Origin of the sequence: Microbaculum marinum (assembly GCF_037855135.1) — a bacterium.
Classification (GTDB): domain Bacteria; phylum Pseudomonadota; class Alphaproteobacteria; order Rhizobiales; family Tepidamorphaceae; genus Microbaculum; species Microbaculum marinum.
Window position 1 is genome coordinate 20,636 of record NZ_JAZHOF010000014.1, and the last position, 25,715, is coordinate 46,350.

Consider the following 25,715-nt stretch of genomic DNA (forward strand, 5'->3'; position numbering starts at 1 on the left):
CGAAACACGTGACCTCCACCTCCCTCGACAGTTTCAAGGCGCGCAAGACCCTCAAGGTCGGCAACAAGACGTATGAGTATTACAGTCTGAAGGCCGCCGAGAAGAACGGCTTGAAGGGCATCTCCAGCCTTCCCTATTCGCTCAAGGTTCTGCTCGAGAATCTGCTGCGCAACGAGGACGGGCGTACGGTCAAGAAGGCCGACATCAAGGCGATGGCCGCCTGGCTGAAGAAGAAGCGGTCCGACCGCGAGATCGCCTTCCGGCCGGCCCGCGTGCTGATGCAGGACTTCACCGGCGTGCCGGCGATCGTCGATCTGGCGGCGATGCGCGACGCGATGACCGTGCTCGGGGGGGATCCCAAGAAGATCAATCCGCTGGTGCCGGTCGACCTGGTCATCGACCACTCGGTGATCGTCGACGAGTTCGGCAATGCCCGCGCCTTCCGCGCCAACGTCAAGCACGAATACGAGCGCAACGGCGAGCGCTACCGCTTCCTGCGCTGGGGCCAGGAGGCGTTCGACAACTTCCGCGTGGTTCCGCCGGGCACCGGCATCTGCCACCAGGTGAACCTGGAATATCTCGGCCAGACGGTGTGGACCAAGAAGCAGAAGGTCACTGACGCCAAGGGCAAGACGACCACCGTCGAGCAGGCCTTCCCGGATACGCTGGTGGGCACCGACAGCCACACCACGATGGTCAACGGCCTCTCGGTGCTGGGCTGGGGCGTCGGCGGCATCGAGGCGGAGGCCGCCATGCTCGGCCAGCCGATCTCGATGCTGATCCCCGAGGTGATAGGCTTCAAGCTGACCGGCAAGCTGAAGGAAGGCGTCACCGCCACCGACCTGGTGCTGACCGTGACACAGATGCTGCGGGCGAAGGGCGTTGTCGGCAAGTTCGTCGAGTTCTACGGCGCCGGCCTCAACCACCTGCCGCTCGAGGACCGCGCGACGATCGCCAACATGGCGCCCGAATACGGCGCGACATGCGGCTTCTTCCCGGTCGACGAGGACACGATCCGCTACCTCACCCAGACCGGGCGGGCGAAGGGCCGCGTCGAGCTGGTCGAGGCCTACGCCAAGGCGCAGGGCATGTTCCGCACGCCGCGGGCGGCCGACCCCGAGTTCACCGACTCGCTGCAGCTCGACCTCGGCGACGTCGAGCCGTCGATCGCCGGGCCGAAGCGCCCGCAGGACCGGGTGCTGCTGGCGGAGGCCAAGCCGAAGTTCCTGGAGGCCCTGAACTCGGAATTCGGCAAGGGCGAGGAGGTCGACAAGCGGGCCAAGGTGACCGGCGAGTCGTACGACCTCGGCCACGGCGACGTGGTGATCGCGGCGATCACCTCGTGCACCAACACCTCCAATCCCTACGTCATGATGGCCGCCGGCCTGGTGGCCCGCAACGCCGCCAAGCTCGGCCTGAAGCCAAAGCCGTGGGTGAAGACGTCGCTGGCGCCGGGCAGCCAGGTGGTCGCCGAATACCTTGCCGAGTCAGGCCTGCAGAAGGAGCTCGACAAGGTCGGCTTCAACCTGGTCGGGTTCGGCTGCACCACCTGCATCGGCAATTCCGGGCCGCTGCCCGAGCCGATCTCCAAGACCGTCAACAAGGCAGATCTCGTCGCCTGCTCGGTGCTGTCGGGCAACCGCAACTTCGAGGGTCGCGTCAATCCGGACGTCCGGGCGAACTATCTCGCCTCGCCGCCGCTCGTCGTCGCCTACGCGCTCGCCGGTTCGATGCAGGTGGATATCACCACGGAGCCGCTCGGCACCGACAAGAAGGGCAACCCGGTCTACCTGAAGGACATCTGGCCGAGCGTCCAAGAGGTCGCCGACTTCGTGCGCAACACGATCACCCGCAAGATGTTCCGCGAGAAATATGCCGACGTGTTCAAGGGCGACGCCAACTGGCAGAAGATCAAGGTCCAGGGCGGCCTGACCTACGGCTGGGATTCCGATTCCACCTATGTCCAGAACCCGCCCTACTTCGAGGGCATGGAGCGCCAGCCCGAGCCGATCACCGACATCGAGGGCGCCCGCGTCCTCGGCCTGTTCCTGGACTCGATCACCACCGACCACATCTCGCCGGCCGGTTCGATCAAGGTACAGAGCCCTGCCGGCAGGTACCTGGTCGACCACAACGTCAAGCCGCTCGATTTCAACCAGTACGGCACGCGGCGCGGTAACCACGAGGTGATGATGCGCGGCACCTTCGCCAACATCCGCATCAAGAACCAGATGGTGCCGGGCGTGGAGGGCGGCGTCACCGTCCACTATCCGGACGGCAAGGAGATGTCGATCTACGACGCGGCGATGAAGTACTGGAAGGAGAACGTGCCGCTGGTGGTGTTCGCCGGCAAGGAATACGGCACCGGCTCCTCGCGCGACTGGGCGGCCAAGGGCACGCGCCTGCTCGGCGTGCGCGCCGTCGTGGCGCAATCCTTCGAGCGCATCCATCGCTCAAACCTGATCGGCATGGGCGTGCTGCCGCTGCAGTTCGGCGAGGGCGACTCGTGGCAGAAGCTCGGCCTCAAGGGCGACGAAACCGTCACCATCGAGGGCCTCGCCGACGGGCTGAAGCCGCGCGCCGAACTGACGGTGCAGGTCACCTTCGCCGACGGCAAGACGAAGAAGGTGCCCGTGCTCTGCCGGATCGACACCCTCGACGAGCTGGACTACTTCCACAACGGCGGCATCCTGCACTACGTGCTGCGCAACCTCGCCGCCTGACCGCTCCGTCGCCTGATTGATGGAGGCCCCGGTCCAGTCGGACCGGGTCCTTTTTTGTCGCAACGGCGCAAGGATCCCGCCGGACCAGGAGCGTCACCCCAATGTGACTGGCTTTTGAATTCCGGGACGCGTATTCCGGGGGCCGCACATCGGCCGTCAGCGGCCGGTCCAGTTGGGTGGATTGCAATGACCAGGCACGGCTGTTCAAGATGCGTCCTCGTGGCGGCGGCCACGATGCTCGCGCTCGCCGCGACGGCGCGGGCGCAGGACGAGCGCCTCGACGTGGTGGAGCTGTTCACCAGCCAGGGCTGCTCGTCGTGTCCGGCCGCCGATGCGCTGCTGGGCGAATTGAAGGCACGCGGCGACGTTCTGGCGCTGAGCTACAACATCGACTACTGGGACTATCTCGGCTGGAAGGACACCCTTGCCGATCCGGCCTTCACGGCACGCCAGAAGGCCTATGCGCACGCCCGCGACGACCGCGCCGTCTATACGCCGCAGGCCGTCGTCAACGGCATGATGCACGCGGTCGGCTCGGACCGGACCGGCCTGAGGAACGCCCTGCAGTCGACCGGCGACAGGATCGACCCGAAGGCCATCGACCTGTCGTTGCGCCACGAGGCCGACAAGCTCGTCGTGGAGGCGGGCAAGGCGCGCGGTCTCCTGAACAGGCCGAAGCAGGCCACGCTGTGGCTGGTGGTGTTCGACGAGGCGCGCACGGTGGAGATCGAGCGCGGCGAGAACCGGGGCCGCACGATCACCTACAACAACGTCGTGCGGCGCATCGAGCCGATCGGCACCTGGACCGGCCAGCCGATGACCCTGACGATAGCCATGCCCGCCGATGGCGGCGCACGATGCGCCGTACTCCTGCAGGAGGGCGACGGCACCAGCCCCGGCCCGATCCTGGCGGCGGCGCAGCTGTAGGAGGGGACAGACGGGGTTCGCCGGTTGCCGGCGACGCTCCGGATAGCGCTGCCCCTTCTCCCGCCAGCGCCTCGTGGTTCGGGACGGGCGCCTTGCGCCCTCCTAACCATGAGGCTCGATTTCCTTTCGAACACCCTGAGCACCCCTAAGCCCTCATGGTGAAGAGCTGCGTAGCAACGCCTCGAACCATGAGAGCGGGCCAGCTTCTTCAGGGGGCCAGGCAGTCTCCGGCGCGGTCAGGATCGGTCGGAGAGTGCCTTCAGGGCAGCCCTGCCGCGCGGTGACAGGCGGTAGCCGATGTCGAGGCTTTCGGTCAGGCCGAGTTCCTTGAGCCGCCGCACGCGGGTTTTGAAGTATTTCTTCTCCAGTCCCATCGAGCGGGCGAGTTCGATGGCGCGGGTCCCAGGCTTGTCGGCGATCAGATGCAGCGTCTCGCGCGTCCACGGACCGCCGTCGGAGGCCCGATCCATGCGGTCGAGCCTGGCGGCGATCGCGGCGATATCACCATCGGAAAGGTCGGCGTCCTGTCGCAGCGCGATGCGGGGGTCCGGACCGCCATATTCCAGCGAGATGCGGTAGAGCGTCCCGTCGCGACCGTCGAGCTCCCCGAGCAGCGCCGCGCGGCTTGAGGAGCCGGCGCGGCGGGCATCGGCCTCGGTGATATCGGCCTCGGCGATCTCTTCGATCGACAGGATGCGGACGAGGCCGATCTTCGTGCGCTGTTCGGTGCCGGCCTTGACGGTCGCCCGCTGCCATCGCCGGAACGCCAGGGTGACGTCGCCTGAGCGAATGGCATCGAGCGTTGTCAACCGGAACAGCATCCGACGCAGCCTACTCCTGCGTCGGGGCGGCCGGTTCCGGTGCGGGCGCAGACTGCGCCAGCAGCACCCGTGTCAGCCGGCCAGCGAAGGCGGCCGGATCGCTTGGGGTCTCGCCGTCGAGGATGCAGGCCTCGTCGTAGAGCAGCCAGCTGGCGTCCGCCAGCAGCGCCTTGTCGCTCTGGCCGGCGGCCTGCGCGGCAAGGTGCCGGATCAGGGCGTGGCGGGGGTTGAGCTCGAGCACCGGGGCGGAGCGTTCCGGAGCGCCCTCCTGCTTCGCAAGCATCCGTTCAAGCCGCCGGTCGAGGGCGCCTTCGGTCGCCACCAGGCAGACCGGGCTCTCGGCGAGCCGCGTCGAGGTCCTCACCTCCTTCACCGTGTCGCCGAGCGTCTGCTTGACGAAGGCCGCGAGCGTCGCGACGGAAGCCGGCGAGCCGTCGTCGCCATCGTCCCCGCTGTCGTCGAGCAACGCGACCGCCTCAATGTCGGCGTCACCCTGGCTGACCGAACGAAAGGGCTTGCCATCGAAGCCGGTCGCCATGCGCACCCAGAAATGGTCGACCGGGTCCGACAGCACCAGCACCTCGATGCCGCGGGCGCGGAAGCCCTCGAGGTGCGGGCTGGCGGCGGCCTGGGCGGGAGATTCGCCGGTGACGTAGTAGATCGCCGTCTGGTTCTCGCGCATCGCCGCCACGTAGTCCTTCAGCGAGCGCCAGCCCTCCATGTCGGCGGTGGAATGAAAGCGGGCGAGGCCAAGCAGCGTGTCCCGCCGCTCCATGTCTTCGTAGAGGCCCTCCTTCAGGACCGGACCGAAGTTCGACCAGATCTTCGCGTAGGCGTCCGGGTCCTTGTCGGCGAGCTTGCCGAGTTCCGACAGGATCCGGTTGGCCACCCCCTTGCGGATCTGGGTGAGCAGCGGGCTCTCCTGCAGCATCTCGCGGGAAATGTTGAGCGGCAGGTCGTCGGAATCGACCAGGCCGCGCACGAAGCGCAGGTAGGCCGGCATCAGCTCTGCGTCGTCGGTGATGAAGACGCGGCGCACGTAGAGCCGGGTGCGGCCCTTGCGCGACGGGTCGAACATGTCGAAGGGCTTTTCCGAGGGCACGAACATCAGTACCCGGTAGGTCTGGCGGCCCTCGGCGGCGTAGTGGACGGTGAGTGCCGGCTCGTCCCAGGCGCCCGCGATGTGGCGATAGAATTCGGTGTAGTCCTCGTCCGAAAGCTCCGACTTCGGCTTCAGCCACAGCGCACCGCCGTCGGCGATCTCGCGGCTGACCTCACCTTCCTTGAGGCGGATCGGAACGGGGACGTGGGCCGAATGGGCGCGCACGATCGATTCGATCCGATGCGCCTCCAGGAAATCCTTCGCGTCGTCCTTCAGATGCAGAACGATGCGGGTGCCGCGGGCGGGCGCCAACTCGTCGGGCTCGATGCCGAAGGTGCCGCGGCCATCGGAGCTCCAGCGGTTGCCGGCTTGATCCTTGCCTGCCCTGCGGGAGAGCACGTCGACCCTGTCGGCGACCATGAAGGCCGAATAGAAGCCGATGCCGAAGCGGCCGATCAGGGCAGCCGCGTCGCCGGAACCGCCCTCCGTCCCGGCGGCTTCGTTGTCGAGCGCCTCGACGAAGGCCTGGGTGCCGGAGCGGGCGATGGTGCCGAGATTGGCGGCGAGCTCCTCGCCGGTCATGCCGATGCCGTTGTCCTCTATCGTGAGGGTTCCGGCGTCCTTGTCGGGATGAATGGTGACCGTGAGATCCGGATCGCCGGCCAGAAGCGAATCATCGCGGCGCGATTCGTAGCGCAGCTTCTCGCAGGCGTCGGCGCCGTTGGAGATCAGTTCGCGCAGGAACACCTCGCGGTCGGAGTAGACCGCGTGCACCATCAGGTCGAGGATCTTGCCGACCTCGGCCTCGAAGGCATGGGACGTGGCGGGCTTCGACTTGCCCTTGCCTGCAGATTTCGCGGCCGTTTTCCTGGATGCGGATTTCTTTTCCGTCGTCTCGGTCATCTTGCGTTTCCCGGTTTCCCGCAGCTTCTTCAGTGTCAGGGCGCGAGATAGGGACGACTGGCCACGGATTTCAAGTGCCGGTCTCAAGTGCCTGCGGCAAGAGAGGCGTCGGCCGGACTGAGGGACAAGGCAACCAGAAACAAATCGGGCCGGTCAGGTCCGGCCCTTGCAAAGTGACTGTAGAGGGATTTGAACCAGCTGTACGCTCGTCAAATAAACGGGCCCGGTTCAGAGAAAACCCCGGGGGGCTGGGGGGCTGGGTGTTCCGGAGCCTCCTCGAACCGGGCCTCGAGGCAACGATTGAATGGTCGTATTCCATTCTGGCAGGTGAAGGGCGCCATTGGGGCGGAAATGTGATTTCTTTATCACCCGAAATCGGCGGACCCCGGAGGCCGACAATGGTGGCCAGGAGGCGTCCTTGACGGGGCCCGCAACATTTGACGATCATGTGACAGGAGACCGAAAACAGGGGAGGCGCCATTGAGCGAAACGGATCCCATAGCGTTCCCCGGCGGCCGTGCGTTCGCGGCACGTGCCGCCGTCCCGCAGACCCGGATGCCGGCGGCGTCCAGCGTCTCGTTCAACCGCAGCGAACTCAACGAAATCCTCAAGGTCTACGGCCGCATGGTGGCCGCCGGCGAATGGCGCGACTACGCCATCGACGCGCTGAGGGAGAAGGCCGTTTTCTCGGTCTTCCGGCGCGCCTCGGAGGCGCCGCTCTACCGGATCGAGAAGAACCCGCGGCTGGCCCGGCGACAGGGGGCCTATTCGGTCGTCAGCACCACCGGACTGATCCTCAAGCGCGGCCACGACCTTGCCCGCGTGCTGGGCGCAATCGACAAGCGGCTGAGGCTCGTCGACGCGTAGGGCTGCGCCCGACAGGCGCGGCGGTGCGAATCAGCCGGCCCGTTGCGAGTCGCCGGCAGGTGAGGGGCTCACGCGTCTCTAGGCGGCGCGGTGTCCCCGGCCCCGAGCGGCCGCTGCATCAGCACCGTGGCGCGCCACTGGTCGTGCTTCCAGCCGACCGACTTCAGGGTGCCGGCATGCTCGAAGCCCAGCGCCCGGTGCAGGGCGATCGAGCCGGCGCTGGCCTCGTCGCCGATCACCGCGATCATCTGCCGGAAGCCTTTCGCTTCGGCGACCGCGATCAGCTCCCGCAGCAGCGCGCGCGCGACGCCCCGCCCCCAGGCGGGTCGGGCGACGTAGACCGAATCCTCCACGGTGAAGCGGTAGGCGGGGCGCGGCCGGTAGGCGCCGGCATAGGCGTAGCCGACGACGGCGCCGTCGAGCTCAGCCGCCAGGTACGGGTAGCCGCCGTCGAGCAGCGCCGTCATGCGGCGCGCCATCTCCTCGGTGCCGGGCGGGGCGAGCTCGAAGCTGGCGGTGCCGGTGCGCACGGCGTCCGCGTAGATCTCGACGATGGCGGCGATGTCGTCCGGAACGGCCGGACGCACGGTGACGGCGAACCCGCTCACTTGCTCTCACCCAAGAACTTGGCCCAACAAAAAGGGCCCCGGCGTCGCCGCCGGGGCCCGGATCTCCGACGATGCGGGAGATATTACTGGCGATTGCCGAACAGGCTCAACAGCATCACGAACAGGTTGATGAAGTCGAGGTAGAGCCTGAGCGCGCCCATGATCGCCTTGCGGCCGGACATGGTGCCGTCGTCGTTGGCCGAGTACATCTCCTTGATCTGCTGGGTGTCGTAGGCGGTGAGTCCCGCGAACACCAGCACGCCGATCACCGAGATCGCGAACTGCAGCGCCGAGGAGGCGAGGAAGATGTTCACGACCGAGGCGATGATGACGCCGATCAGGCCCATGAACAGGAAAGAGCCCCAGCCGCTCAGGTCCTTCTTGGTGGTGTAGCCGTAGAGGCTGAGTGCGCCGAACGAGGCGGCGGTGATGAAGAACACCCGCGCGATGCTCGTGCCGGTATAGACCAGGAAGATCGACGACAGCGACAGGCCCATCAGCGCCGCGAAGCCCCAGAACGCGAGCTGCGCCCCGCCGAGGCTCATCGAGTTGAGCCGCGCCGACAGCAGGAAGACCATCGCCAGCGGCGCGAAGATGATCACCCACTTCAGCGGGCTGACGTAGATCGCGTTGCCGAATGCGGTGAGCTGGCCGCCGCTGAACGCCATCGTGAAGGCGCCGAGCGCGACCACGCCGGTCACCGCCAGGCCGATTGCCATGTAGTTGTAGACCTGCAGCATGTAGGCGCGCAGGCCCTCGTCGATCGCGCTGAGGCCAGCGCGTGAGGCGCCCATGCCGTAGCTGCGGGCAGCCTGTTTGTCGAATTCCGCCATGGGATTCCCCTGAGGTTGTAAAGCACGGTTGTTGGTTTGCGCCACGAATATGGTCATTGCCGCGCGGTGCGGCAAGCCTGTTCGCGCCGAATTCGTGCGGAAATAACCTTGCGAAACGTTAAGATCCGCGCCGCGTGCCGGGACCGCTACAGATCGCGCAGGTAGGCGGCCGGCTTGCGGCCGAGCACCCGCCACGTGCCGGCCAGTCCGAGCCCGACGGTGAGCACAAGCGCGCCGCCGACGGCGGAGACCGCAACCAGCGGCAGAAAGACGAAATCGAGCTCCATGACCCGTTCGACGACGATCATGGCGGCGACCGAGCCGGCGATCAGCGCGAAGATCGCCGTGACGATGCCGATGATCGCGAACTCCAGGACGTAGGCGCCGATCAGCCGGCGGCGGGTGGCGCCCAGCGTCTTCAGCACAACCGCGTCATGGATCCGGTGGCGGTGGCTGGCGGCGAGCGCGCCGGCCAGCACCAGGATGCCGGCGGCGATCGTCAGGCCGCTTGCCGCCCGCACCGCCCAGGCGAGCCGGCGCACCAGGCCGTTGACGGTCTCCAGCGCCTCGCGGACCCGCACGGACGTCACGGTCGGGAAGTTCCGCGTCACCTCGCGCATGACGGCGAGTTCGGTGGCGGACTCCGCGCCGCCCGGCATCGTCACCGTGGCGAGCACCATGTGCGGCGCTCCCGTGAAGGTGTTCGCCGAGAACACCATGACGAAGTTGATCGACAGCGACGTCCAGTCGACGGTGCGCAGGTTGGCGATCTCCGCCTTGAAGGTCCTGCCGAGCACGTTGACCTCGATCTCGTCGCCGACGGAGAGACCCAGTTCGCCGGCGAGTTCATCGGCGAAGGACACCAGCGGCGGACCGTCGTAGCCGGCCGGCCACCATGCGCCTTCGGTGACGGTGGTATCGTCGGGCGGCTGGTCGGCATAGGTGATGCCGCGGTCGCCGCGCAGCACCCAGCTCGCCTCCTCCGGCGCGGCGTACTCGCCGACCGGAATGCCTTTCAGGGACACGAAACGGCCGCGCAGCATCGGCACTTCCTCGATCTCGCCGCCGGGCGCCGTCGCCGCCACGGTCTCGCGGAAGCGCCCGGCATCGGCGCGCGGGATGTCGAGGAAGAAGAAGCTCGGCGCGCGGTCCGGCAGCGCCACGGTGAGCTGGCGGGTCAGGTTGCCGTCGATCAGCGCGATGGTGACGAGCAGCGTCAGGCCGAGGCCGAGCGACAGGACGACGCTCGGGGTGACGGCGCCGGGCCGATGGATCGCCGCGGTCGCCAGGCGCAGCTCGATCCAGCGGCTGCGGGGGAAGCGGCGGGCGAGCGCCATGATTCCCGACCCGACGAGACGCAGCACGACGAACGCCGCGATCGTGCCGCCGACGAAGCCGATCGCGATGAAGGGCTCGTAGGCGAGCCCGACCGTCAGGCCGACCAGCGCCAGCAGGACGACCGCCAGCGCCGCGACGTAGACGGGGCGCGGGCGTACGGCGAGGGCGGCGACGTGCTCGCGGTAGAGCGCCGTCGCCGGAATCTCGCGGGCCCGTCCGAGCGGCCACAGCGCGAAGGCGAGTGCAATGAGGGCGCCGTAGGCGAGCGCCTGGACCAGCACGACGGGATAGAGGCCCGGCACCGCGTCGGCGACCGGCAGGATTCCTGCCAGCGCCGAGCCGGCGAGCCAAGGGGTCAATGCGCCCGCCGCAATCCCGACGGCGATCGCGCCGCAGGCCAGCAGGAGGATCTCGGCGAGATAGCTGCGGAAGATCAGGCCGCCGCCGGCGCCGAGGCTCTTCAGCGTCGCGATGGTGTCGCGCCTGCCGTCGAGATAGGCGCTGACCGCGTTGGCAACCCCGACGCCGCCGACCACCAGAGCCGTCAGGCCGACCAGCGTGAGGAACATGGTGAAGCGGAATATCTGGTCCTTGAGGCCGGGCGCCGCATCGTTGCGGTCGCGAATGCGCCAGCCGGCTTCCGGAAATCTCTCCTTTGCCTGCTCCTCGATGGCGGCGACGTCGGCTGCCGAGGCATCGCCGGCAAGCGCCAGCCGGTCGTGCCAGCGCACCAGGCTGCCCGGCTGGATCAGACCGGTGCTCTCGAGGGCCTCCGTCGAGATGACCACCCGGGGGCCCCAGCCGAGGCCACTGCCGAGCCGGTCGGGCTCCAGCGCGATCAGGCCGGTCAGCGCGAACTCGGCATTGCCGATCGAAACCGGATCGCCGACGCCGATCCCCAGCCGCTCCGCAAGTCCCGCGTCGGCGACGAGACCAGCGCGGCCATCGCGGCGGGCGATCAGGTCGTGCAGATTGCCGCCTCCGTCCACTTCGAACGCGCCGAACAGCGGGTAGGCGTCGTCGACGGCCTTCAGCTCGATCAGGGTCTGGGCTTCCCCGTCGGGCGTCCGCGCCATAGCCCGCAGCGTCGCGATCTCCGAGACCTCGCCGAGCGTATCGAGCCAGGCCCGGATCTCCGGATCGAACGGCTGATGAATCCGCGAGAACGACAAGTCGCCGCCGAGGATCGCCTGGCCCTCTTCGGAAATGCCGAGGACCAGCGACCGGGAAACGGAGCCCACTGCAGCGATTGCGGCGACGCCGAGAGCGATGCAGCCGATGAATACGTAGAAGCCCCTGAGGCCGCCGCGGAGCTCGCGAAGCGCCAGACGCAGCGGCAGCGGCAGGCGTTGCGCGAGCGCGGTCATCGGGTGCCGGCCCGGATGGGGGTCATCGCCCTTGCCGTCACTGCGCAGCGACCGCTCGCTCGCGCGGCCGATCATGTCGCCGGGCGCCGTCGATCACGCCGTCCCGCATGGCTATGACCCGGTCGCAGCGTTCCGCCAGCGCGGTGTCGTGGGTGACGAGGACGAGCGTCGTGCCGCGTTCCTGGTGAAGCGCGAACATCAGTTCGACGATCTGTTCGCCGGTGGCGGCGTCGAGATTGCCCGTCGGTTCGTCGGCGAACAGGATCGACGGTTCGACCACCAGCGCCCGGGCGAGCGCGACGCGTTGCTGCTCGCCGCCCGAGAGTTCGGCGGGATAGTGGGTGAGCCGCGGCGCCAGGCCGACGCGGTCGAGTTCCTCGCGGGCCCGGCCCAATGCGTCAGCGTGGCCGGCGAGCTCGAGCGGCACGGCGACGTTCTCCAGCGCGGTCATGTTCTGGATCAGGTGGAAGGACTGGAAGACGATTCCGACATTTGCGCCGCGGAAGCGGGCCAGGGCGTCCTCGTCCATGGTCGCCAGGTCTTCGCCGGCGACGGTCACTTCGCCGGAACCGGGCGGCTCGAGCCCGGCCATTACCATCAGCAGGGTGGATTTGCCGGAGCCGGACGGACCGACTATGCCGACGGCTTCGCCGGCCCCTATATTGAGGTCGACGCCGCGCAGAACGTGCACCCTCGCCGCACCTGTGCCCAGACTGAGATGAACGTTTTGGAGACGGATTGCCTCATGCGACACGGAACACATCTCCCCGGACGTTCGGTTTCGGAAGGCAGACCGGTGTCATATGGGGCATTGGCGGCAAAGCTCCAAGCCGCGTTCGGCGCCTCTCTCGCAATCGTTACGATGATATCCGCTCTCTGGTTCTCCGCCGCGGCCGCCCAGTCCGCCGCAGAGCCCGGCACGATCCGGCTCGTCGCGTTCGGTGACAGCCTGACGGCCGGGTACATGCTCGATCCGGGCGATGCCTTCCCGGCGAAGCTCGAGGCCGCGCTGAAGGCCAGGGGCCACGACGTCGTTGTCGCCAACGCCGGCGTCTCCGGCGACACGACGAGCGCCGGCCTGGCGCGCGTCGACTGGTCGGTGCCGGCCGGCACGGACGGCGTGATCCTGGAACTGGGCGCCAACGACGCACTGCGCGGCATCGACATCGACGTCACGCGCGGGGCGCTGGAGGAAATCGCCGAGCGGTTCCAGGCGCGCGGCCTGCCGGTACTGGTGGCGGGCATGCTGGCGCCGCCAAACATGGGCGCGGCCTACGCGGACGAATTTAATGCGCTCTTCGCGGACCTTGCGCAACGTCACGATTTCATTCTTTATCCGTTTTTCCTGGATGGAATCGCCGCTGCTCCGGACCTCAACCTGGACGACGGCATGCATCCGAATTCACAAGGCGTCGACGTCATCGTCGAACGCATCCTGCCATATGTCGAACGGCTGATCGCCCGGATCGAGGAGCGCCCGCCTTCCCGGACGGACGGTTGAGCGGCGCCGACGACACTCTTTCTGAACAAGGGGGAAACTCATGGAATACCGACGTCTCGGACGAACGGATCTGCGCGTCAGCGCGATCGGACTGGGAACCATGACCTGGGGGGAGCAGAACACAGAAGACGAGGGCCACGAGCAGATGGACTATGCCCTCGACCACGGCATCAACTTCTTCGATGCCGCCGAACTCTACCCGATTCCGCGCAGCCGCGACACGCAGGGGCGCACCGAGGAGTACATCGGCAACTGGTTCAAGTCGCGCGGCACGCGCGACAAGGTGATTCTCGCCTCGAAGATCGTCGGTCGCAGCGAACTCGACTGGTTCCGCGACGACGGCGGCACGACCGACCTGTCGCGCGCCCAGGTGCGCGAGGCGATCGACAAGAGCCTGACGAGGCTGCAGACCGATTACATCGATCTCTACCAGGTGCACTGGCCGGACCGGGCGGTGTCGGGCTTCGGGTCGGTGCCGACGATCTTCAAGAAGACGGAAGGCCCGGAGGTCCCCATCGAGGAGACGCTCGAGGCGCTTGCCGAAGCCGTGAAGGCCGGCAAGATCCGTCATGTCGGCCTGTCGAACGAATCGCCGTGGGGCGCGATGACCTACCTCAGGCTCTCGGAGTCGAAAGGGCTGCCGCGCGTCCAGTCGATCCAGAACGCCTACAGCCTGATCAACCGCACCTTCGAGACGGGGCTTGCCGAAATCGCCCTGCGCGAGGACCTCGGCCTGCTCGCCTATTCGCCGCTCGGGCAGGGCACGCTGACCGGCAAATACCTGAACGGCGCCCGGCCGGAAGGCGCGCGCAGGACGGTCTACAACCAGATGCAGCGGTACGAGAAGCCCGGCACCGAGGAGGCCGTCGCCGCCTACGTCGCGCTGGCCGCGGATGCCGGTCTGGATCCCGCCCAAATGGCGCTGGCCTTCGCGCTCAGCCGGCCCTTCGTCACATCCGTTCTGGTCGGCGCGACCAGCATGGAGCAGCTGAAGACCAATATCGGCGCGGCCGAGGTCGACATCACGGCCGAACTGGAGGACCGTATCGACGGGATCCACCTGATTCGTCAGAATCCCTGCCCCTGAGATGCAGCCATGAGTGCGGACAGCCCATGCCACGTCTCTTCACCGGCCTGGAACTGCCCTCCGGCGCGGTCGCCGCGCTGACAGGGCTGCGCGGCGGGCTGCCCGGCGCGCGCTGGATCGATCCGGAGAACTACCATCTGACGCTGCGGTTCGTCGGCGACGTCGACAACCGGACGGCGCACTCGGTGGCGGAGATCCTCGATCGCATCCAGCGGCCGGCGTTCTCCATTACCCTCGACGGGATCGGCGCGTTCGGCGGCCGCAAACCGCATTCGGTATTTGCCGCCGTGCAGTCCTCGCCGCAACTGTCGGCGCTTCAGGCCGAGCAGGAGCGGCTGATGCAGATGCTGGGCCTGCCGCCGGATTCGCGCAAGTTCGCGCCGCATGTCACGGTGGCGCGGCTGAGGGGCGTTCAGCCGGCGTCGGTCGCCTCCTATATCGAGGCCCGCGGGGGCTTCTACTGGGGGCCGATCGCCATCGAGCGGTTCGTCCTGTTTTCCTCCCGTTCCGGTCAGGGGGGCGGGCCCTATGTGGTGGAGGAAACCTATCCCCTCCAGGGAAGTTACGGTTCCGACGAGGACCCTGAGCGGGACTGATGCGGGAGAGCGACGAGATGGCCGAAAAGCTGACAGAGCAGGAACGATCCGAGGCGCTCGCCGAACTGCCGGGCTGGAGCCAATCGTCGACGCGCGATGCTATCGAGCGGACGTTCACATTCAAGAACTTCAACGAAGCTTTCGGGTTCATGACCCGCGTCGCGCTGGTCGCCGAGAAGATGGATCATCATCCCGAGTGGTCGAACGTCTACAAGACGGTCGAGGTGACGCTTTCCACCCATGACGCGGGGGGGCTGACCGAGCTCGACGTGAAGCTCGCCAAGGCGATGGAGCGGATCGCCGGGCAGATCGGCGTCAAGAACTCGTAGTACCGACGGAGCCCGATCCAGGACTATTTCGGGCCCATGCGCAGTGCGCCGTCGAGCCTGATGCCGGTGCCGTTCAACATGCGGTTCTCGCAAATGGAGCGGACGAGGAGCGCGTATTCCCCCGGATCGCCGAGACGCTGCGGGAACGGGACGCTGTCGGCGAGCGACTGGCGAACGTCCTCGGACAGGCTGTCGAACATCGGCGTGTAGAACAGGCCGGGCATGATCGTCATCGCCCGGATGCCGTCCTTGGCCAGATCGCGCGCCATCGGCAGCGTCATCGACAGCACGCCACCCTTGGATGCCGCATATGCGAGCTGGCCGATCTGGCCGTCCTGGGCGGCCACCGAGGAGGTCATGACGATGACGCCGCGTTCTCCGTCCTTGCCGATCGGCGAGGCTTCGAGCATTCCGGCCGCCGATTTCGACGCGACGTTGAAGGTGCCGAGCAGGTTGACCGCGATGACCTTCTGGAAGGCGCCGGGATTGTGCGCCACGATCGCGCCCGAGTCGCGCTTGCGACCGGCGGTCTTCATGCCGATGGCGATGCCGGCGCAGTTCACGGTCACCCGCTCCTGGCCGTTGGCCGAGCGGGCGGCACTCAGCGCGTCGTCGATGCTGCCGGGATCGGTGACGTCGCATTCGCAGTAGGTCGCACCGATCTCGCCGGCAACGGAGGCGCCGCGCGAGGCGTTCATGTCAAGGATCGCGACCTTGCAGCCGGCTTCCGCAAGCATGCGCGCGGTTGCCTCGCCGAGACCCGACGCGCCCCCCGTGACGACCGCGGCAATGTCCTTTCCAAGTTCCATCGGTCTTCTCCCGCCGAGCGTTTCCCTGCCCAGTGTCTTTAGACGATCGCGATGCCGCTGCAAATGCGGGCGTCTTGCGGAAATCTCCGCAGTCCCCATTTCTTGGGAGCCCCTCCAGATTGGGCGCAAGACGAATATGACGGAGCCGCAGGTGAGCGAGACTGCCAGCTGGATCGGCGCGGAGGCGCAGCTTCCCGCCGTCTACGAAGCCAATCAGCGCAAGGTGCGCAAGGGATTCTGGCCGAAGTTCAGGCGCGTCGCCGCAAGGCTGCCGTTTGCCCAGGATTTGGCGGCGGCCTGGTTCTGCGCCGTCGACCCGGCAACGCCGCTGCGGGTGCGCGCGACGCTGTTCGGCGCGCTCGCCTATTTCGTGCTGCCGTTCGACGTGGTGCCCGACATTCTTGCGGTGGTCGGCTTCACCGACGATGCCTCGCTGCTGTTCGCCGCGCTGACGGTCGTCGCGGCCGGCATCAAGCCCGAGCACCGCAAGCAGGCGGCCGAGGCGCTCGCCACCCTCGACGGCTGACCGGCGAGAACTAGGGAACGATCACGACCTTGCCCTTGGCCTCGCGCCGGGCAAGGACGCCGAGCGCCTCCGGGACCTCCTCGAGAGGATAGGTTCCGTGGATCGCGACCGACAGCCTGCCCTCGGACATCCAGTCCAGGAGCTGGCGGGTGTTGGCGCGGTCGCCATCCGGATCGACGTCGGTGAACCGGCCCCAGAACACGCCGACGACATCGCAGCCCTTCAGCAGCACCAGGTTGAGCGGTATCTTCGGAATGTCGCCGCTCGCGAACCCGATCACCAGGTAGCGGCCCTCCCACGCCGTCGACCGCAGCGCCGCCTCTGCATGGCTGCCGCCGACGGGGTCGTAGACCACGTCGACGCCGTTGCCGCCGGTCAGCTCCTTCAGGCGCGTCTTCAGGTCCTCGGTGCTGTAGTCGATCGTTTCGTCGGCGCCCAGCGACCGGCAGAACTCCAGCTTGTCCGGCGACGAGGCGACCGCGATCACGCGGGCGCCGATGATCTTGCCGATCTCGATGGCCGCCGCGCCGACCCCGCCGGCTGCCCCGAGCACCGCCAGCGTCTCCCCCGCCTTCAGGCGGGCACGGTCCTTGAGCGCGTGCAGCGTCGTTCCGTAGGTGACGATCAGGCCGGCGGCCTGCTGCAGGTCGACGCCGTCGGGCACCCTGACGAGCCTGGCCGCCGACACCGAGACCATTTCCCGGCAGGCGCCCCAGCCGCCGTAGCCCATCACCTTGTCGCCGGGGGCGAATTCGGTGACGTCGCTGGCGACCGACTCCACCACGCCGGAGAACTCCGCCCCGGGCGAGAACGGCAGCTCGGGCTTGAACTGGTACTTGCCCTCGATGATCAGCGTGTCGAAGAAGTTGAGGGCCGCGGCGCGAACCCGGACGACGACCTCTCCGGGCTGCGGGACGGGATCGGGCAGCTCGCGCAGGACCAGGCTGTCGGGTGGCCCAAGCGTTTCGCAGAGAACGGCTTTCATCGGAGGGTCTCCTGGTCGGCTGCGCGGGAGGCGTGATGGTCCAGGGGACATATCGAAGCCGGGCGGCGTCGGCAAGGAACGGCGGGGCGCGAGCCCGCGGTACCGGGCGGACCAGCCGGCCGGGCGAAAGCCCTTGCAAATCAATCACGAATTGTTACAGAACGTCAAAATGTTGCCGCCATTGGTGTGCAACCGATATGAAACCCCGGTGCCGTGGCGGTTGCTCAGATGGTTGCGCTGTGGGGGCTGTTTGACGCAACCGACCGAATCGCGCCGACTCCAGAGAGATATTCCCGCCGGCGGGTTCGCCGCGGCAGAACCGATGCGTGGTAGGCAACAATGATTCAGAAGATCGCTCTTGTATCGACCCTGTCAATTCTGACGACGTTCCTGGCGTCCGCCGGTGCCGTGCAGGCGCAGACGGCGAAGCCGCTTGGCCAGTTCAAGGACTGGGGCGCCTATGTGGCGGAGGCCGGCGGCGGCAAGGTCTGCTACGTGCTGTCGCAGCCCAAGAGCACGGCGCCCGACAACGTCAACCGTGACCCCGTCTACTTCTTCGTGACGACGCGGCCCGGCCAGGGCGTCAAGAACGAGGTGAGCGTCGTCGTCGGCTACCCCTACCAGGAAGAGAGCAAGGCGAGCGCCGTGGTCGGTTCGGACAGCTTCACCCTGTTCACCAAGGACGACGGCGCCTGGGTCGAGAACGCGGCGGAGGAAGCCCGGCTCGTCGCCGCCATGCGGGCCGGCGCGACGATGCAGGTGAAGGGCACCTCCTCGCGCGGCACCGAAACGGTCGACAGCTATTCCCTCTCGGGCATCTCGGCGGCACTCGACCGGATCGCCATCGAATGCAAGTAGCCGGTTAGGCAAGAGACCGGTTTCGTCCTATATTGGAACGGCGCGGCGCGTGACGCTGCGCCTTTTGGTTTTCGCGCCCCTGCACTGCGCCGTCCGAACCGGCGGCTGACCTGCACCCGATCGGATCATGCCGGCAACACTCGATATCGCCCGTCAGAACGCCAACGCGCCGACCCTCGCCGGCGCGCCGGTTGCGGATGCGGCAGCGGCGGAGACCCGGCGCTCGCTCGTCGGCCTGACACGCGCGGCCCTCGGCGAAGCGCTCGCGCAGATAGGCGTGCCCGAGCGGCAGGTCCGCATGCGGGTGAGCCAGCTGTGGAGCTGGATATACAGTCACGGCGCGACCGACTTCGCGGTGATGACGGACATCGGCAAGGATCTGCGCACGCGGCTGGACGCGGCGTTCTCGCTGGCGCGACCGGACATCGTCGTCGAGCAGGTTTCCACGGACGGGACCCGAAAGTGGCTGCTGCGGTTCCCCTCCCGCGGGGCGGGCGAGGCGCCCGTCGACGTCGAGGCGGTCTACATTCCCGAGCACGATCGCGGCACGCTGTGCATTTCGAGCCAGGTCGGCTGCACGCTGACCTGCACGTTCTGCCACACCGGGACGCAGCCCTGGGTGCGCAACCTGACCGCCGAGGAAATCGTCGCGCAGATCCTCGTCGCCCGCGACCGTCTCGGCGACTGGCCGGGTGCGGCGCGGCCTCAGAACGGCTTCGTACCGGATGCCGAACGGGCCATTTCCAACGTCGTCCTCATGGGTATGGGCGAGCCGCTCTACAATTTCGACAACGTCCGCGATGCGGTGCAGATCGCCGCCGACGGCGAGGGGCTGTCTCTGTCCAGGCGACGCATCACCCTGTCGACCTCCGGCGTGGTGCCGCTGATTCCGCGCGCCGGCGAGGAGATGGGCGTGATGCTGGCAATCTCCCTGCATGCGGTCCGCGACGACCTGCGCAACGAACTGGTGCCGCTCAACCGGAAATATCCGATCGCCGCCCTGCTCGACGCCTGCCGGGCCTATCCGGGCCTGTCGAACGCACGGCGCATCACCTTCGAATACGTGATGCTGAAGGGCGTCAACGATTCGCTCCGGGACGCCAGGGAACTGGTGCGGCTGCTGAAGGGCATCCCCGCCAAGATCAACCTCATCCCGTTCAACCCGTGGCCGGGCAGCGCCTACGAGTGCTCCGACTGGGAGACGATCGAGGCCTTCGCCGACGTTGTGAACCGGGCCGGCTACGCGAGCCCGGTCAGGACGCCGCGCGGCCGCGACATCATGGCCGCGTGCGGCCAGCTGAAGTCGGAGTCCGAACGCATTCCGGCCTGGAAGCGCCGCGGCGCCGAGGTTGCGGGCTCACAGGCCGAGGAGGCCCGTTGAGCGCCATAGGCCGCTTTCTCGGCCGGCTGATCACGACCGGTTTCGGCTATGTCGTCGCCTGCGTTGCGGCCGGCATGGCGATCTCGCTCGGCATCGTGCTGCAGGCCTTCATCGAGGGAACGATCGGCATCTCCATGCGCCGGCTGGCGGCGGAGACCCTGTTCGCCGGCGGTATCATCGCCTCGTTCGCCGTCGTCTACGCCTTCGCCCCGGCCGTGGTCGGCATCGTCGTCGCCGAGGTGTTCCGGGTTCGCCGCATGGTCTACTACGTTGCGGCAGGCGGCGTCGCCGGTGCCCTCGCCTATGTCTCCCCGGTCGGCTCCGACATGTCGCGGGGGCCTGAGCTTGCCGGGCATGCGGTCGAGATCGGCCCGCAGTTCGCGCTCTACGTGGCCGCCGGGATCATCGGCGGTATCGTGTACTGGGGATTCTCCGGACGATCGGCCGGCGTCCTGGCGAAATCGCCCTGACTATCCCGCATCCTGCTCGAAGAAGCCCTCGAGCGTATGGTGCCGTGCCCAGTACAGGGCCTGTTCGAGCCGGTCGTTGCCCCAGAACAGTTCTCCGTCTTCCGTCATGAAAGTCGGCGCCCCGAACATGTTCAGCTGCATCGCCGTTTCGGTCTGCGCCTTGAGGCGGGCCTTGTTTTCCGGAGACTCGGAACGCTGCAGCACCGCCTCGGGATCCTGGCCGAGGGAGTGCAGGATGTCGGACAGCACCGCCTTGTCGGAAATCTGGCGTCCTTGGTCGAATTCGGCCAGGTAGACCGCCCTGGTGAAGTCGGCGCCCCAGTCCTCGTCGCAGCCTATAAGGGCGATGCGCGCTGCCGTCAGGCCGTTCTGCGGGAACGGATCGGGGGTCCGGAAGCCCAGTCCCATGGCGGCGGCGATGCGCTCCACGTCGCGCAGCATGTTGCCGCCCTTCAGCGGATAGATGTTGAACGGGGATGTGCTGAGACCCTGACCCGCGAACACCGGTCCGAGCAGGAACGGCTTCCAGCGGACCTCGACGCCGGCGCGTCGGGCGGCGGCCTCGATCCTCATCGCCGTCAGATAGGAGTAGGTGGAGGCGAACTCGAACCAGAAGTCGAGCGCCTTCATGCGCCGGCGCTTTCCGACGCCTGCCTGGCCGCGCGCCTCTGCTTGCGGCGCTTCGCCTTCGGTCCCTTGCCGCCGGCCTTTCCCCCGGCCTTGCGTTTGGACGCGCCCATGGCCTTCTCGACCTCCTCGGCGACCTCGGCGCCGCCGGTCATCTCGCCGAGCGTCCTGCCGTCGTTCCTGAACGGGATCTTCCGGTAGATCTCGTAGATCCGATCGAGTTTCGGAATGTTCAGTTCGGCCGGGTCCGGCAGGGTGCTGGTTTCGGGAACCGACGACTGGTTCAGCATCTTTTCGGGAACCACCTCGCCGACCTTGGTTGCGAGATAGGCGTGGAGGGTCGGGGTGCCTTCATATCGGAAATAGCTGATATCAGGCAGCTTTCCATCCCTGGTAAGGACGAACTCGATGCCGCTGGAGACGTCGGCGAAGGATGGCGGATCCTTCTGGCTCCAGTGATGCAGGAACTCCTCGAAGGAGATCTCGGGGATCATGTTCTGCGGCCGCCCCTTGATCTCGCGCTGTCGGTACCGGTACCAGGAATGCAGCGTGGAGATCGGGTCCCGGACGCAGACCACCTTCTCGAGCGATTCGAAGAACCGGAACTTGCGCTTGAACATCCTGACGGTGATGTGCTTGGCGCGGGGGCCGGAGGCCGACCTGTAGTCGGCATATTTGCCGAATGCCGCTTCGATCGAGGTTGTGCCGGTCTTCGGATTGGCTAGGTAGACGAAGTTGAAACGTTCTGAAATCAGCATAGGGGTCGTCTTTTTCGTTTCTCGCTACTTCGGAAAAATTCGGGCTTGGACGGCAAGCGGACACCGCCCGCACCTCTCGACCGGGTCCGGATTCAGGGCCACGCCGGTTGGTCAATCGATCGCAAACCTCGATGGCTTGCCAATGTGGCGCATTTGCGCCGGCGATGTTTATCGCCGCGCGCGACCTCGATCAATGGCCGCAGCGGCCTGACTCCCTTTAATTCGTGCGGTCCCGGAGATGCCGTCCGGAACCTCGCCGGGGCAGCCGGAGCCGCCACCGGCCAGCCAGGCCCGTCATCCCGGTGGCGCGCCGATCCCAACCGTCCCTCCCCAGCCCTACTGTGAGGCAGGGCAGGTGACCGCATGGCCTGCTGCACAATCGGCCGGCGGATCGCGGCAGGCCGATGGTCCTCGCCGCGTGCCGGGGCGGCTTGCCGGCCGAGCCCGGCGCGTCCTATAAGCCGCCCGGACCGTCTTCCCTGCAACGAGGATCCCATGTCGGACGTAAAGAAGGTCGTGCTTGCCTACTCGGGCGGGCTGGACACCTCGATCATCCTGAAGTGGCTCAAGGAAACCTACGGCTGCGAGGTGGTGACCTTCACCGCCGACCTCGGCCAGGGAGAGGAACTGGAGCCGGCCCGCCGCAAGGCCGAGATGATGGGGATCGAGGAGATCTACATCGAGGACCTGCGCGAGGAGTTCGTCCGCGACTTCGTCTTCCCGATGTTCCGCATGAACGCGCTCTATGAGGGCGTCTACCTGCTCGGCACGTCGATCGCCCGTCCGCTGATCGCCAAGCGCCTCGTAGAGATCGCCCACGAGACCGGCGCCGACGCGATCGCCCATGGAGCAACCGGCAAGGGCAACGACCAGGTCCGCTTCGAGTTGTCGGCCTACGCGCTGGACCCGGACATCAAGATCATCGCGCCGTGGCGGGAATGGGAGTTCAAGTCCCGAACCGACCTGATCGACTTCGCCGAAAAGCACCAGATTACCGTGCCGAAGGACAAGCGCGGCGAGGCGCCGTTCTCCGTCGACGCCAACCTGCTGCACTCCTCGTCGGAAGGAAAGGTGCTGGAGGATCCCTACGAGGAGGCGCCCGACTACGTCTACCAGCGCACGATCAGCCCCGAGGAGGCGCCCGACAAGGCGACCCATATCGAAATCGGCTTCAACTCGGGCGACCCGGTGTCCATCGACGGCCGCGAGATGAGCCCGGCGAGCCTTCTCGGCGTCCTCAACGAACTCGGCCACGACAACGGGGTGGGCCGGCTCGACATGGTCGAGAACCGGTTCGTCGGCATGAAGAACCGCGGCGTCTACGAGACGCCGGGCGGCACCATCTTGCACCATGCGCACCGGGCGATGGAATCGCTGACGCTCGACCGTGGCGCCGCCCACTTGAAGGACGAGCTGATGCCGCGCTACGCGGAGCTCATCTACAACGGCTTCTGGTTCTCGCCGGAGCGCGAGATGATCCAGGCCGCCTGCGACCTCAGCCAGCAGGACGTCGAGGGCACGGTGCGGGTCAAGCTCTACAAGGGCAACGTGACGATCGTCGGCCGGAAATCCGACAGGTCGCTCTATTCGGAAGACCTCGTCACCTTCGAGGACGATCACGGCGCCTACGACCAGAAGGACGCAGCGGGCTTCATCCGGCTGAACGCGCTGCGGCTGAGGACGCTGGCGGCGAGGAAGCGGCGGGACTAGCGCCCGGCCTATTCCTCGGGCAGGCCCGCTTTCCGCAGGCCTTCCCAGTAGATTTCGTGGCCTTTCACCAGTGCCTCCGGCACCGCCTTTCTGAGGCGGGCGATCGACATGTTCGGATAGGCACTTGTGAGCCTGTCGATTGCCGCACGGGCACGGTCGATATCGCCGGCGGTCGCCGCGGTCGTGGCGAGGGCGCGATAGCCCCAGGCGATGGTCGGGCGGGCGCGCAGGCCGGCTTCGACCAGATGCATTGCGCGCTGGTAGTCGCCGAGCTGCTGGTGGGCGATGCCGTTGCCGACCAGGATGTTGAAGGCGAAGGGATCATAAGGACTGAGCTTCAGCGCCCGGTCGAAGGCTTCGACTGCTTCCCGGGGCCGCCGCTCGTAGTGCTGCAGCCAGCCGTAGCGCATCCATCCCCAGGCGTGGTTCGGATCGATCTCCAGGCTGCGCTCGAGCAGCGACCGGGCCATGGGAAAATCCGTGGAGGTGATCGACAGCGCCGCGGCGATGGCGACCATCGTCGAGGGATCGTCGTCCGCCAGGCCGCCGGCCCGCCGTGCCAGCCTGATCGCCTCGGCGCGGGCCGCATCCATGTCGTCGTCCCACATGTAGGACGCATCCTGGGCTCGGCACCAGGCGAGCATGGCGGTGGCGAGCCCGTTCTTCGGCTCGATCCCGATCGCCCGGCCGAACAGTTCCGCGGCCTCGGCGTTGTCGTCGCGCGTATGCGCCCAGAAATGCGGATAGGCGCGCAGGATCAGGTCGTAGGCCTGCAGGTTGTCGGGCCGCTTGCGCAAGGCCCGGTCGATCTCCGCCTGGCGCAGCGAGGGATGCAGGGCCCCGGCCACGGCGCTCGCGACCTCGTCCTGGAAATCGAAGACGTCGCTCGCATCGCCGTCAAACCGGTTCGACCAGAGCTGGGTGCCGGCCTCCGCGTCGATCAGGCCCACCGTTATGCGCGCCCGGTTGCCGGCGCGCCGCACCGCGCCTTCGAGGATGTAGCGCACGCCCAGGGCGCGACCGATCTCGCGGGTGTCCAGCGGCGAGTCGCGCAGCGTCTCGGCCGTCTGGCGGGCGATCACGAAGAAATCGCGGACCCGCGACAGCATCGACGTGATCTCCTCGACCACACCGTCGGCGAAGAATCCCTGCTCCGGATCGCTGGACAGGGTCTTGAAGGGCAGGACGACGATCGACGGGCGCTGGGGTTCCGGCGCGACCGGGCCCGTCGTCACCGGACCCGTCGCCACCGGACCGGCCTTCGCCGGACCAAAAGCCTGCGAACCGGATGTCGACGGAGAGGACTGGGCCGGACCTGACCGCTTCATCGCGGGCTCATCGACGAGCCGCAGCGTCATTTCCTCCGGTTCGGTCCCGAGAATCTCGCGCACCGCCGCGCGGCAGTCCTCCAGATGTCGCAGCGCCGCGTTCCGCCGGCCCGCCGCAAGATCGCCCCGGATCAGCGCGCGATAGGCTTCCTCGCAGGCCGGGTCCTCGGCCAGGAGCCGCTGCGCGAGCCGCGCCACGGACTCCCGCCCGGCCGTGGTGGCTGCCGATGGATCGAACCGGTCGACGAGCGCCAGCGCCATGGCGTGCAGGCTGCGGCGCTCGGCGAGCATCCAGCCTTCGAAGGAGGGGTCCGGCGCCTCGATTCCGGCCAGGAACGGACCGCCATAGAGGCTCGCGGCCTCGGCGGCGCGGTCGGGCCCGTCCACCGGCGCCGCAGCGAACGCCGTCGCATCGCAGAACACCCGATCGGGATCGAGGGCGACGACTTCGGCGGATGCCGACAGCATCGACGGATCGGGCAGCGCCTTGCGCAATGCGGCGAGCGCGTGCCGGAGGCTGCCGCGCCCCTGTTCCTCGCCGCGGTCGCTCCACAACAGCGTCCGCAGCCGGTCGCGGCCGATGCGCATTTCCGGCGCCGTCGCAATCGCCGCCGCCAGCAGGAGCACCTTCCTGGTCGGCACGCGAACCGGTGCGTCCGCGACCCGGACGTCGAGGCCGCCGAGCAGACGAAGGGTCAGCGATCTCCCCGGTTCGAGAATCATGGTTTCGGTCCGGCTTGAGGGCATGGAACATGCTTTTAGCGGATTTTTCACGCCGGCGGGCCGTCTTTTCACGGCGATTGGCGCCCGGGTCGCCGGTCGGTTTCACAGGTGCGGGCGACAGTCACACCATCGAATGACCGATGGAGAGTACCATGACCAGCGCCCATCTCACCGACACGCAGTCCGTTCCCGAAGCCGGTTTCGCCGGTATCCTGCGCGGGCGGATCCACGCACTTGCCGCCTGGTGGAGCCGCTACCGGACCACGCGCATCCTCTCAGGCCTCGACGACCGGACATTGAAGGACATCGGCGCGACGGTGCCGGGCGGCGCATCGGCGGCGGTCGAAGCGCGGGTCCTGCGTCACCTCGAGTCGCTCCGCTGATACGGCGTCATCGACGCCTCGCAGGGCCGGAAAGCCAGCTTCTCCGGCCCCCGCCTTGCCCGAATCCCGTTCCTGGGGTCAACTTCCCGTAAAGAAAGCTCCGGTTACACGACCGGAGAAAGCCACGGCAATCGTGGCGGGAGGAGACGGCCAGT

Annotated in this window: 24 protein-coding genes; 13 read left to right on the plus strand and 11 right to left on the minus strand. The window is 67.4% G+C overall.

All coding sequences use genetic code 11. The features are described 5' to 3' along the window. The first annotated feature begins 8 nt into the window (after positions 1-8). Both acnA and V3328_RS25130 read left to right on the plus strand, forming a co-directional pair. Positions 9-2,723 (plus strand): aconitate hydratase AcnA, encoded by a 2,715-nt coding sequence (acnA, locus tag V3328_RS25125; RefSeq protein WP_340332481.1) that lies wholly within the window; start codon positions 9-11, stop codon positions 2,721-2,723. Positions 2,724-2,909: 186 nt separating this feature from the next. Beyond that, positions 2,910-3,650 (plus strand): DUF1223 domain-containing protein, encoded by a 741-nt coding sequence (locus V3328_RS25130; protein ID WP_340332482.1) that lies wholly within the window; start codon positions 2,910-2,912, stop codon positions 3,648-3,650. A gap of 236 nt (positions 3,651-3,886) precedes the next feature. Here the strand turns inward: V3328_RS25130 and V3328_RS25135 are convergent, their stop codons facing one another. Both V3328_RS25135 and htpG read right to left on the minus strand, forming a co-directional pair. After that, the gene (locus V3328_RS25135) at positions 3,887-4,459 is read right to left on the minus strand and encodes an ASCH domain-containing protein (RefSeq protein WP_340332483.1); all 573 of its coding nucleotides are present in this window, start codon (positions 4,457-4,459) and stop codon (positions 3,887-3,889) included. Positions 4,460-4,481: 22 nt separating this feature from the next. After that, entirely contained in the window at positions 4,482-6,476 is a 1,995-nt protein-coding gene (gene htpG, locus V3328_RS25140) for a molecular chaperone HtpG (protein ID WP_340332484.1), read from the minus strand. 480 nt (positions 6,477-6,956) lie between these two features. On the opposite strand from htpG, the gene V3328_RS25145 reads away from it, so the two are divergent. After that, complete coding sequence (locus tag V3328_RS25145) at positions 6,957-7,343, plus strand: DUF2794 domain-containing protein (protein WP_378758840.1); 387 nt, start codon at positions 6,957-6,959, stop codon at positions 7,341-7,343. 68 nt (positions 7,344-7,411) lie between these two features. Here the strand turns inward: V3328_RS25145 and V3328_RS25150 are convergent, their stop codons facing one another. The 4 genes from V3328_RS25150 to V3328_RS25165 form a co-directional block, all read right to left on the minus strand. After that, entirely contained in the window at positions 7,412-7,951 is a 540-nt protein-coding gene (locus V3328_RS25150) for a GNAT family N-acetyltransferase (protein WP_340332485.1), read from the minus strand. 83 nt (positions 7,952-8,034) lie between these two features. Next, positions 8,035-8,745 (minus strand): Bax inhibitor-1/YccA family protein, encoded by a 711-nt coding sequence (locus V3328_RS25155; RefSeq protein ID WP_378758850.1) that lies wholly within the window; start codon positions 8,743-8,745, stop codon positions 8,035-8,037. Positions 8,746-8,930: 185 nt separating this feature from the next. After that, entirely contained in the window at positions 8,931-11,564 is a 2,634-nt protein-coding gene (locus V3328_RS25160) for an ABC transporter permease (RefSeq protein WP_340332487.1), read from the minus strand. Beyond that, entirely contained in the window at positions 11,527-12,252 is a 726-nt protein-coding gene (locus tag V3328_RS25165) for an ABC transporter ATP-binding protein (protein ID WP_340332488.1), read from the minus strand. The genes V3328_RS25160 and V3328_RS25165 overlap by 38 nt, the downstream gene beginning before the upstream one ends. A gap of 99 nt (positions 12,253-12,351) precedes the next feature. On the opposite strand from V3328_RS25165, the gene V3328_RS25170 reads away from it, so the two are divergent. From V3328_RS25170 to V3328_RS25185, 4 genes are read left to right on the plus strand one after another with little or no spacing between them, the layout of a single operon-like run. After that, on the plus strand, positions 12,352-12,990 hold the full coding sequence (locus tag V3328_RS25170; RefSeq protein ID WP_340332489.1) for an arylesterase: 639 nt from the start codon (positions 12,352-12,354) through the stop codon (positions 12,988-12,990). 40 nt (positions 12,991-13,030) lie between these two features. Then, positions 13,031-14,077, plus strand: coding sequence for an NADP(H)-dependent aldo-keto reductase (locus tag V3328_RS25175; protein ID WP_340332490.1), 1,047 nt, complete (start codon positions 13,031-13,033; stop codon positions 14,075-14,077). Between the two features lie 26 nt (positions 14,078-14,103). Then, complete coding sequence (gene thpR / locus V3328_RS25180; protein ID WP_340332491.1) at positions 14,104-14,673, plus strand: RNA 2',3'-cyclic phosphodiesterase; 570 nt, start codon at positions 14,104-14,106, stop codon at positions 14,671-14,673. Positions 14,674-14,690: 17 nt separating this feature from the next. After that, entirely contained in the window at positions 14,691-15,002 is a 312-nt protein-coding gene (locus V3328_RS25185; RefSeq protein ID WP_340332492.1) for a 4a-hydroxytetrahydrobiopterin dehydratase, read from the plus strand. A gap of 23 nt (positions 15,003-15,025) precedes the next feature. Here the strand turns inward: V3328_RS25185 and V3328_RS25190 are convergent, their stop codons facing one another. Next, positions 15,026-15,811, minus strand: coding sequence for an SDR family NAD(P)-dependent oxidoreductase (locus tag V3328_RS25190; RefSeq protein ID WP_340332493.1), 786 nt, complete (start codon positions 15,809-15,811; stop codon positions 15,026-15,028). 151 nt (positions 15,812-15,962) lie between these two features. On the opposite strand from V3328_RS25190, the gene V3328_RS25195 reads away from it, so the two are divergent. Continuing rightward, the gene (locus V3328_RS25195; RefSeq protein WP_340332494.1) at positions 15,963-16,337 is read left to right on the plus strand and encodes a YkvA family protein; all 375 of its coding nucleotides are present in this window, start codon (positions 15,963-15,965) and stop codon (positions 16,335-16,337) included. Positions 16,338-16,347: 10 nt separating this feature from the next. On the opposite strand, the gene V3328_RS25200 is transcribed toward V3328_RS25195, so the two are convergent. Continuing rightward, positions 16,348-17,322: an NADPH:quinone oxidoreductase family protein gene (locus V3328_RS25200; protein WP_340332495.1), complete on the minus strand. Its 975-nt coding sequence runs from the start codon at positions 17,320-17,322 to the stop codon at positions 16,348-16,350. 339 nt (positions 17,323-17,661) lie between these two features. On the opposite strand from V3328_RS25200, the gene V3328_RS25205 reads away from it, so the two are divergent. The 3 genes from V3328_RS25205 (at position 17,662) to V3328_RS25215 (ending at position 20,031) form a co-directional block, all read left to right on the plus strand. Then, the gene (locus tag V3328_RS25205; protein WP_340332496.1) at positions 17,662-18,180 is read left to right on the plus strand and encodes an invasion associated locus B family protein; all 519 of its coding nucleotides are present in this window, start codon (positions 17,662-17,664) and stop codon (positions 18,178-18,180) included. 127 nt (positions 18,181-18,307) lie between these two features. Then, positions 18,308-19,561, plus strand: a complete 1,254-nt coding sequence (gene rlmN, locus V3328_RS25210) for a dual-specificity RNA methyltransferase RlmN (RefSeq protein ID WP_340332497.1) — start codon at positions 18,308-18,310, stop codon at positions 19,559-19,561. After that, on the plus strand, positions 19,558-20,031 hold the full coding sequence (locus V3328_RS25215; protein ID WP_340332498.1) for a hypothetical protein: 474 nt from the start codon (positions 19,558-19,560) through the stop codon (positions 20,029-20,031). Before rlmN ends, V3328_RS25215 begins: the two co-directional genes overlap by 4 nt. Here V3328_RS25215 and V3328_RS25220 read toward each other — a convergent pair whose 3' ends face one another. Both V3328_RS25220 and V3328_RS25225 read right to left on the minus strand, forming a co-directional pair. After that, a complete protein-coding gene (locus V3328_RS25220) occupies positions 20,032-20,661 on the minus strand; it encodes a 2-hydroxychromene-2-carboxylate isomerase (protein ID WP_340332499.1) in 630 nt (209 codons plus the stop codon). Next, on the minus strand, positions 20,658-21,416 hold the full coding sequence (locus tag V3328_RS25225) for a sulfotransferase family protein (RefSeq protein WP_340332500.1): 759 nt from the start codon (positions 21,414-21,416) through the stop codon (positions 20,658-20,660). The genes V3328_RS25220 and V3328_RS25225 overlap by 4 nt, the downstream gene beginning before the upstream one ends. Positions 21,417-21,911: 495 nt before the next feature. Here V3328_RS25225 and V3328_RS25230 point away from each other — a divergent pair, with 495 nt between their 5' ends. Beyond that, positions 21,912-23,126, plus strand: a complete 1,215-nt coding sequence (locus V3328_RS25230) for an argininosuccinate synthase (protein ID WP_340332501.1) — start codon at positions 21,912-21,914, stop codon at positions 23,124-23,126. Positions 23,127-23,134: 8 nt separating this feature from the next. Here the strand turns inward: V3328_RS25230 and V3328_RS25235 are convergent, their stop codons facing one another. After that, positions 23,135-25,177, minus strand: a complete 2,043-nt coding sequence (locus V3328_RS25235; protein ID WP_340332502.1) for a BTAD domain-containing putative transcriptional regulator — start codon at positions 25,175-25,177, stop codon at positions 23,135-23,137. A 152-nt stretch (positions 25,178-25,329) separates the two neighbouring features. Here V3328_RS25235 and V3328_RS25240 point away from each other — a divergent pair, with 152 nt between their 5' ends. Then, positions 25,330-25,560, plus strand: a complete 231-nt coding sequence (locus V3328_RS25240; RefSeq protein WP_340332503.1) for a DUF1127 domain-containing protein — start codon at positions 25,330-25,332, stop codon at positions 25,558-25,560. The last annotated feature ends 155 nt before the right edge of the window (positions 25,561-25,715 follow it).

Excerpts from the sequence above, each read along its gene's own strand:
- V3328_RS25190 (WP_340332493.1), bottom strand. The coding sequence starts at position 15,811 with ATGGAACTTGGAAAGGACATTGCCGCGGTCGTCACGGGGGGCGCGTCG.
- V3328_RS25235 (WP_340332502.1), bottom strand. The coding sequence starts at position 25,177 with ATGATTCTCGAACCGGGGAGATCGCTGACCCTTCGTCTGCTCGGCGGC.
- V3328_RS25230 (WP_340332501.1), top strand. The coding sequence starts at position 21,912 with ATGTCGGACGTAAAGAAGGTCGTGCTTGCCTACTCGGGCGGGCTGGAC.
- V3328_RS25220 (WP_340332499.1), bottom strand. The coding sequence starts at position 20,661 with ATGAAGGCGCTCGACTTCTGGTTCGAGTTCGCCTCCACCTACTCCTAT.
- V3328_RS25205 (WP_340332496.1), top strand. The coding sequence starts at position 17,662 with ATGATTCAGAAGATCGCTCTTGTATCGACCCTGTCAATTCTGACGACG.
- V3328_RS25155 (WP_378758850.1), bottom strand. The coding sequence starts at position 8,745 with ATGGGCGCCTCACGCGCTGGCCTCAGCGCGATCGACGAGGGCCTGCGC.
- thpR (WP_340332491.1), top strand. The coding sequence starts at position 14,104 with ATGCCACGTCTCTTCACCGGCCTGGAACTGCCCTCCGGCGCGGTCGCC.
- V3328_RS25165 (WP_340332488.1), bottom strand. The coding sequence starts at position 12,252 with ATGTGTTCCGTGTCGCATGAGGCAATCCGTCTCCAAAACGTTCATCTC.
- htpG (WP_340332484.1), bottom strand. The coding sequence starts at position 6,476 with ATGACCGAGACGACGGAAAAGAAATCCGCATCCAGGAAAACGGCCGCG.
- V3328_RS25175 (WP_340332490.1), top strand. The coding sequence starts at position 13,031 with ATGGAATACCGACGTCTCGGACGAACGGATCTGCGCGTCAGCGCGATC.
- V3328_RS25225 (WP_340332500.1), bottom strand. The coding sequence starts at position 21,416 with ATGCTGATTTCAGAACGTTTCAACTTCGTCTACCTAGCCAATCCGAAG.
- V3328_RS25240 (WP_340332503.1), top strand. The coding sequence starts at position 25,330 with ATGACCAGCGCCCATCTCACCGACACGCAGTCCGTTCCCGAAGCCGGT.
- V3328_RS25170 (WP_340332489.1), top strand. The coding sequence starts at position 12,352 with ATGATATCCGCTCTCTGGTTCTCCGCCGCGGCCGCCCAGTCCGCCGCA.
- V3328_RS25160 (WP_340332487.1), bottom strand. The coding sequence starts at position 11,564 with ATGATCGGCCGCGCGAGCGAGCGGTCGCTGCGCAGTGACGGCAAGGGC.
- V3328_RS25200 (WP_340332495.1), bottom strand. The coding sequence starts at position 17,322 with ATGAAAGCCGTTCTCTGCGAAACGCTTGGGCCACCCGACAGCCTGGTC.
- V3328_RS25185 (WP_340332492.1), top strand. The coding sequence starts at position 14,691 with ATGGCCGAAAAGCTGACAGAGCAGGAACGATCCGAGGCGCTCGCCGAA.
- V3328_RS25130 (WP_340332482.1), top strand. The coding sequence starts at position 2,910 with ATGACCAGGCACGGCTGTTCAAGATGCGTCCTCGTGGCGGCGGCCACG.
- rlmN (WP_340332497.1), top strand. The coding sequence starts at position 18,308 with ATGCCGGCAACACTCGATATCGCCCGTCAGAACGCCAACGCGCCGACC.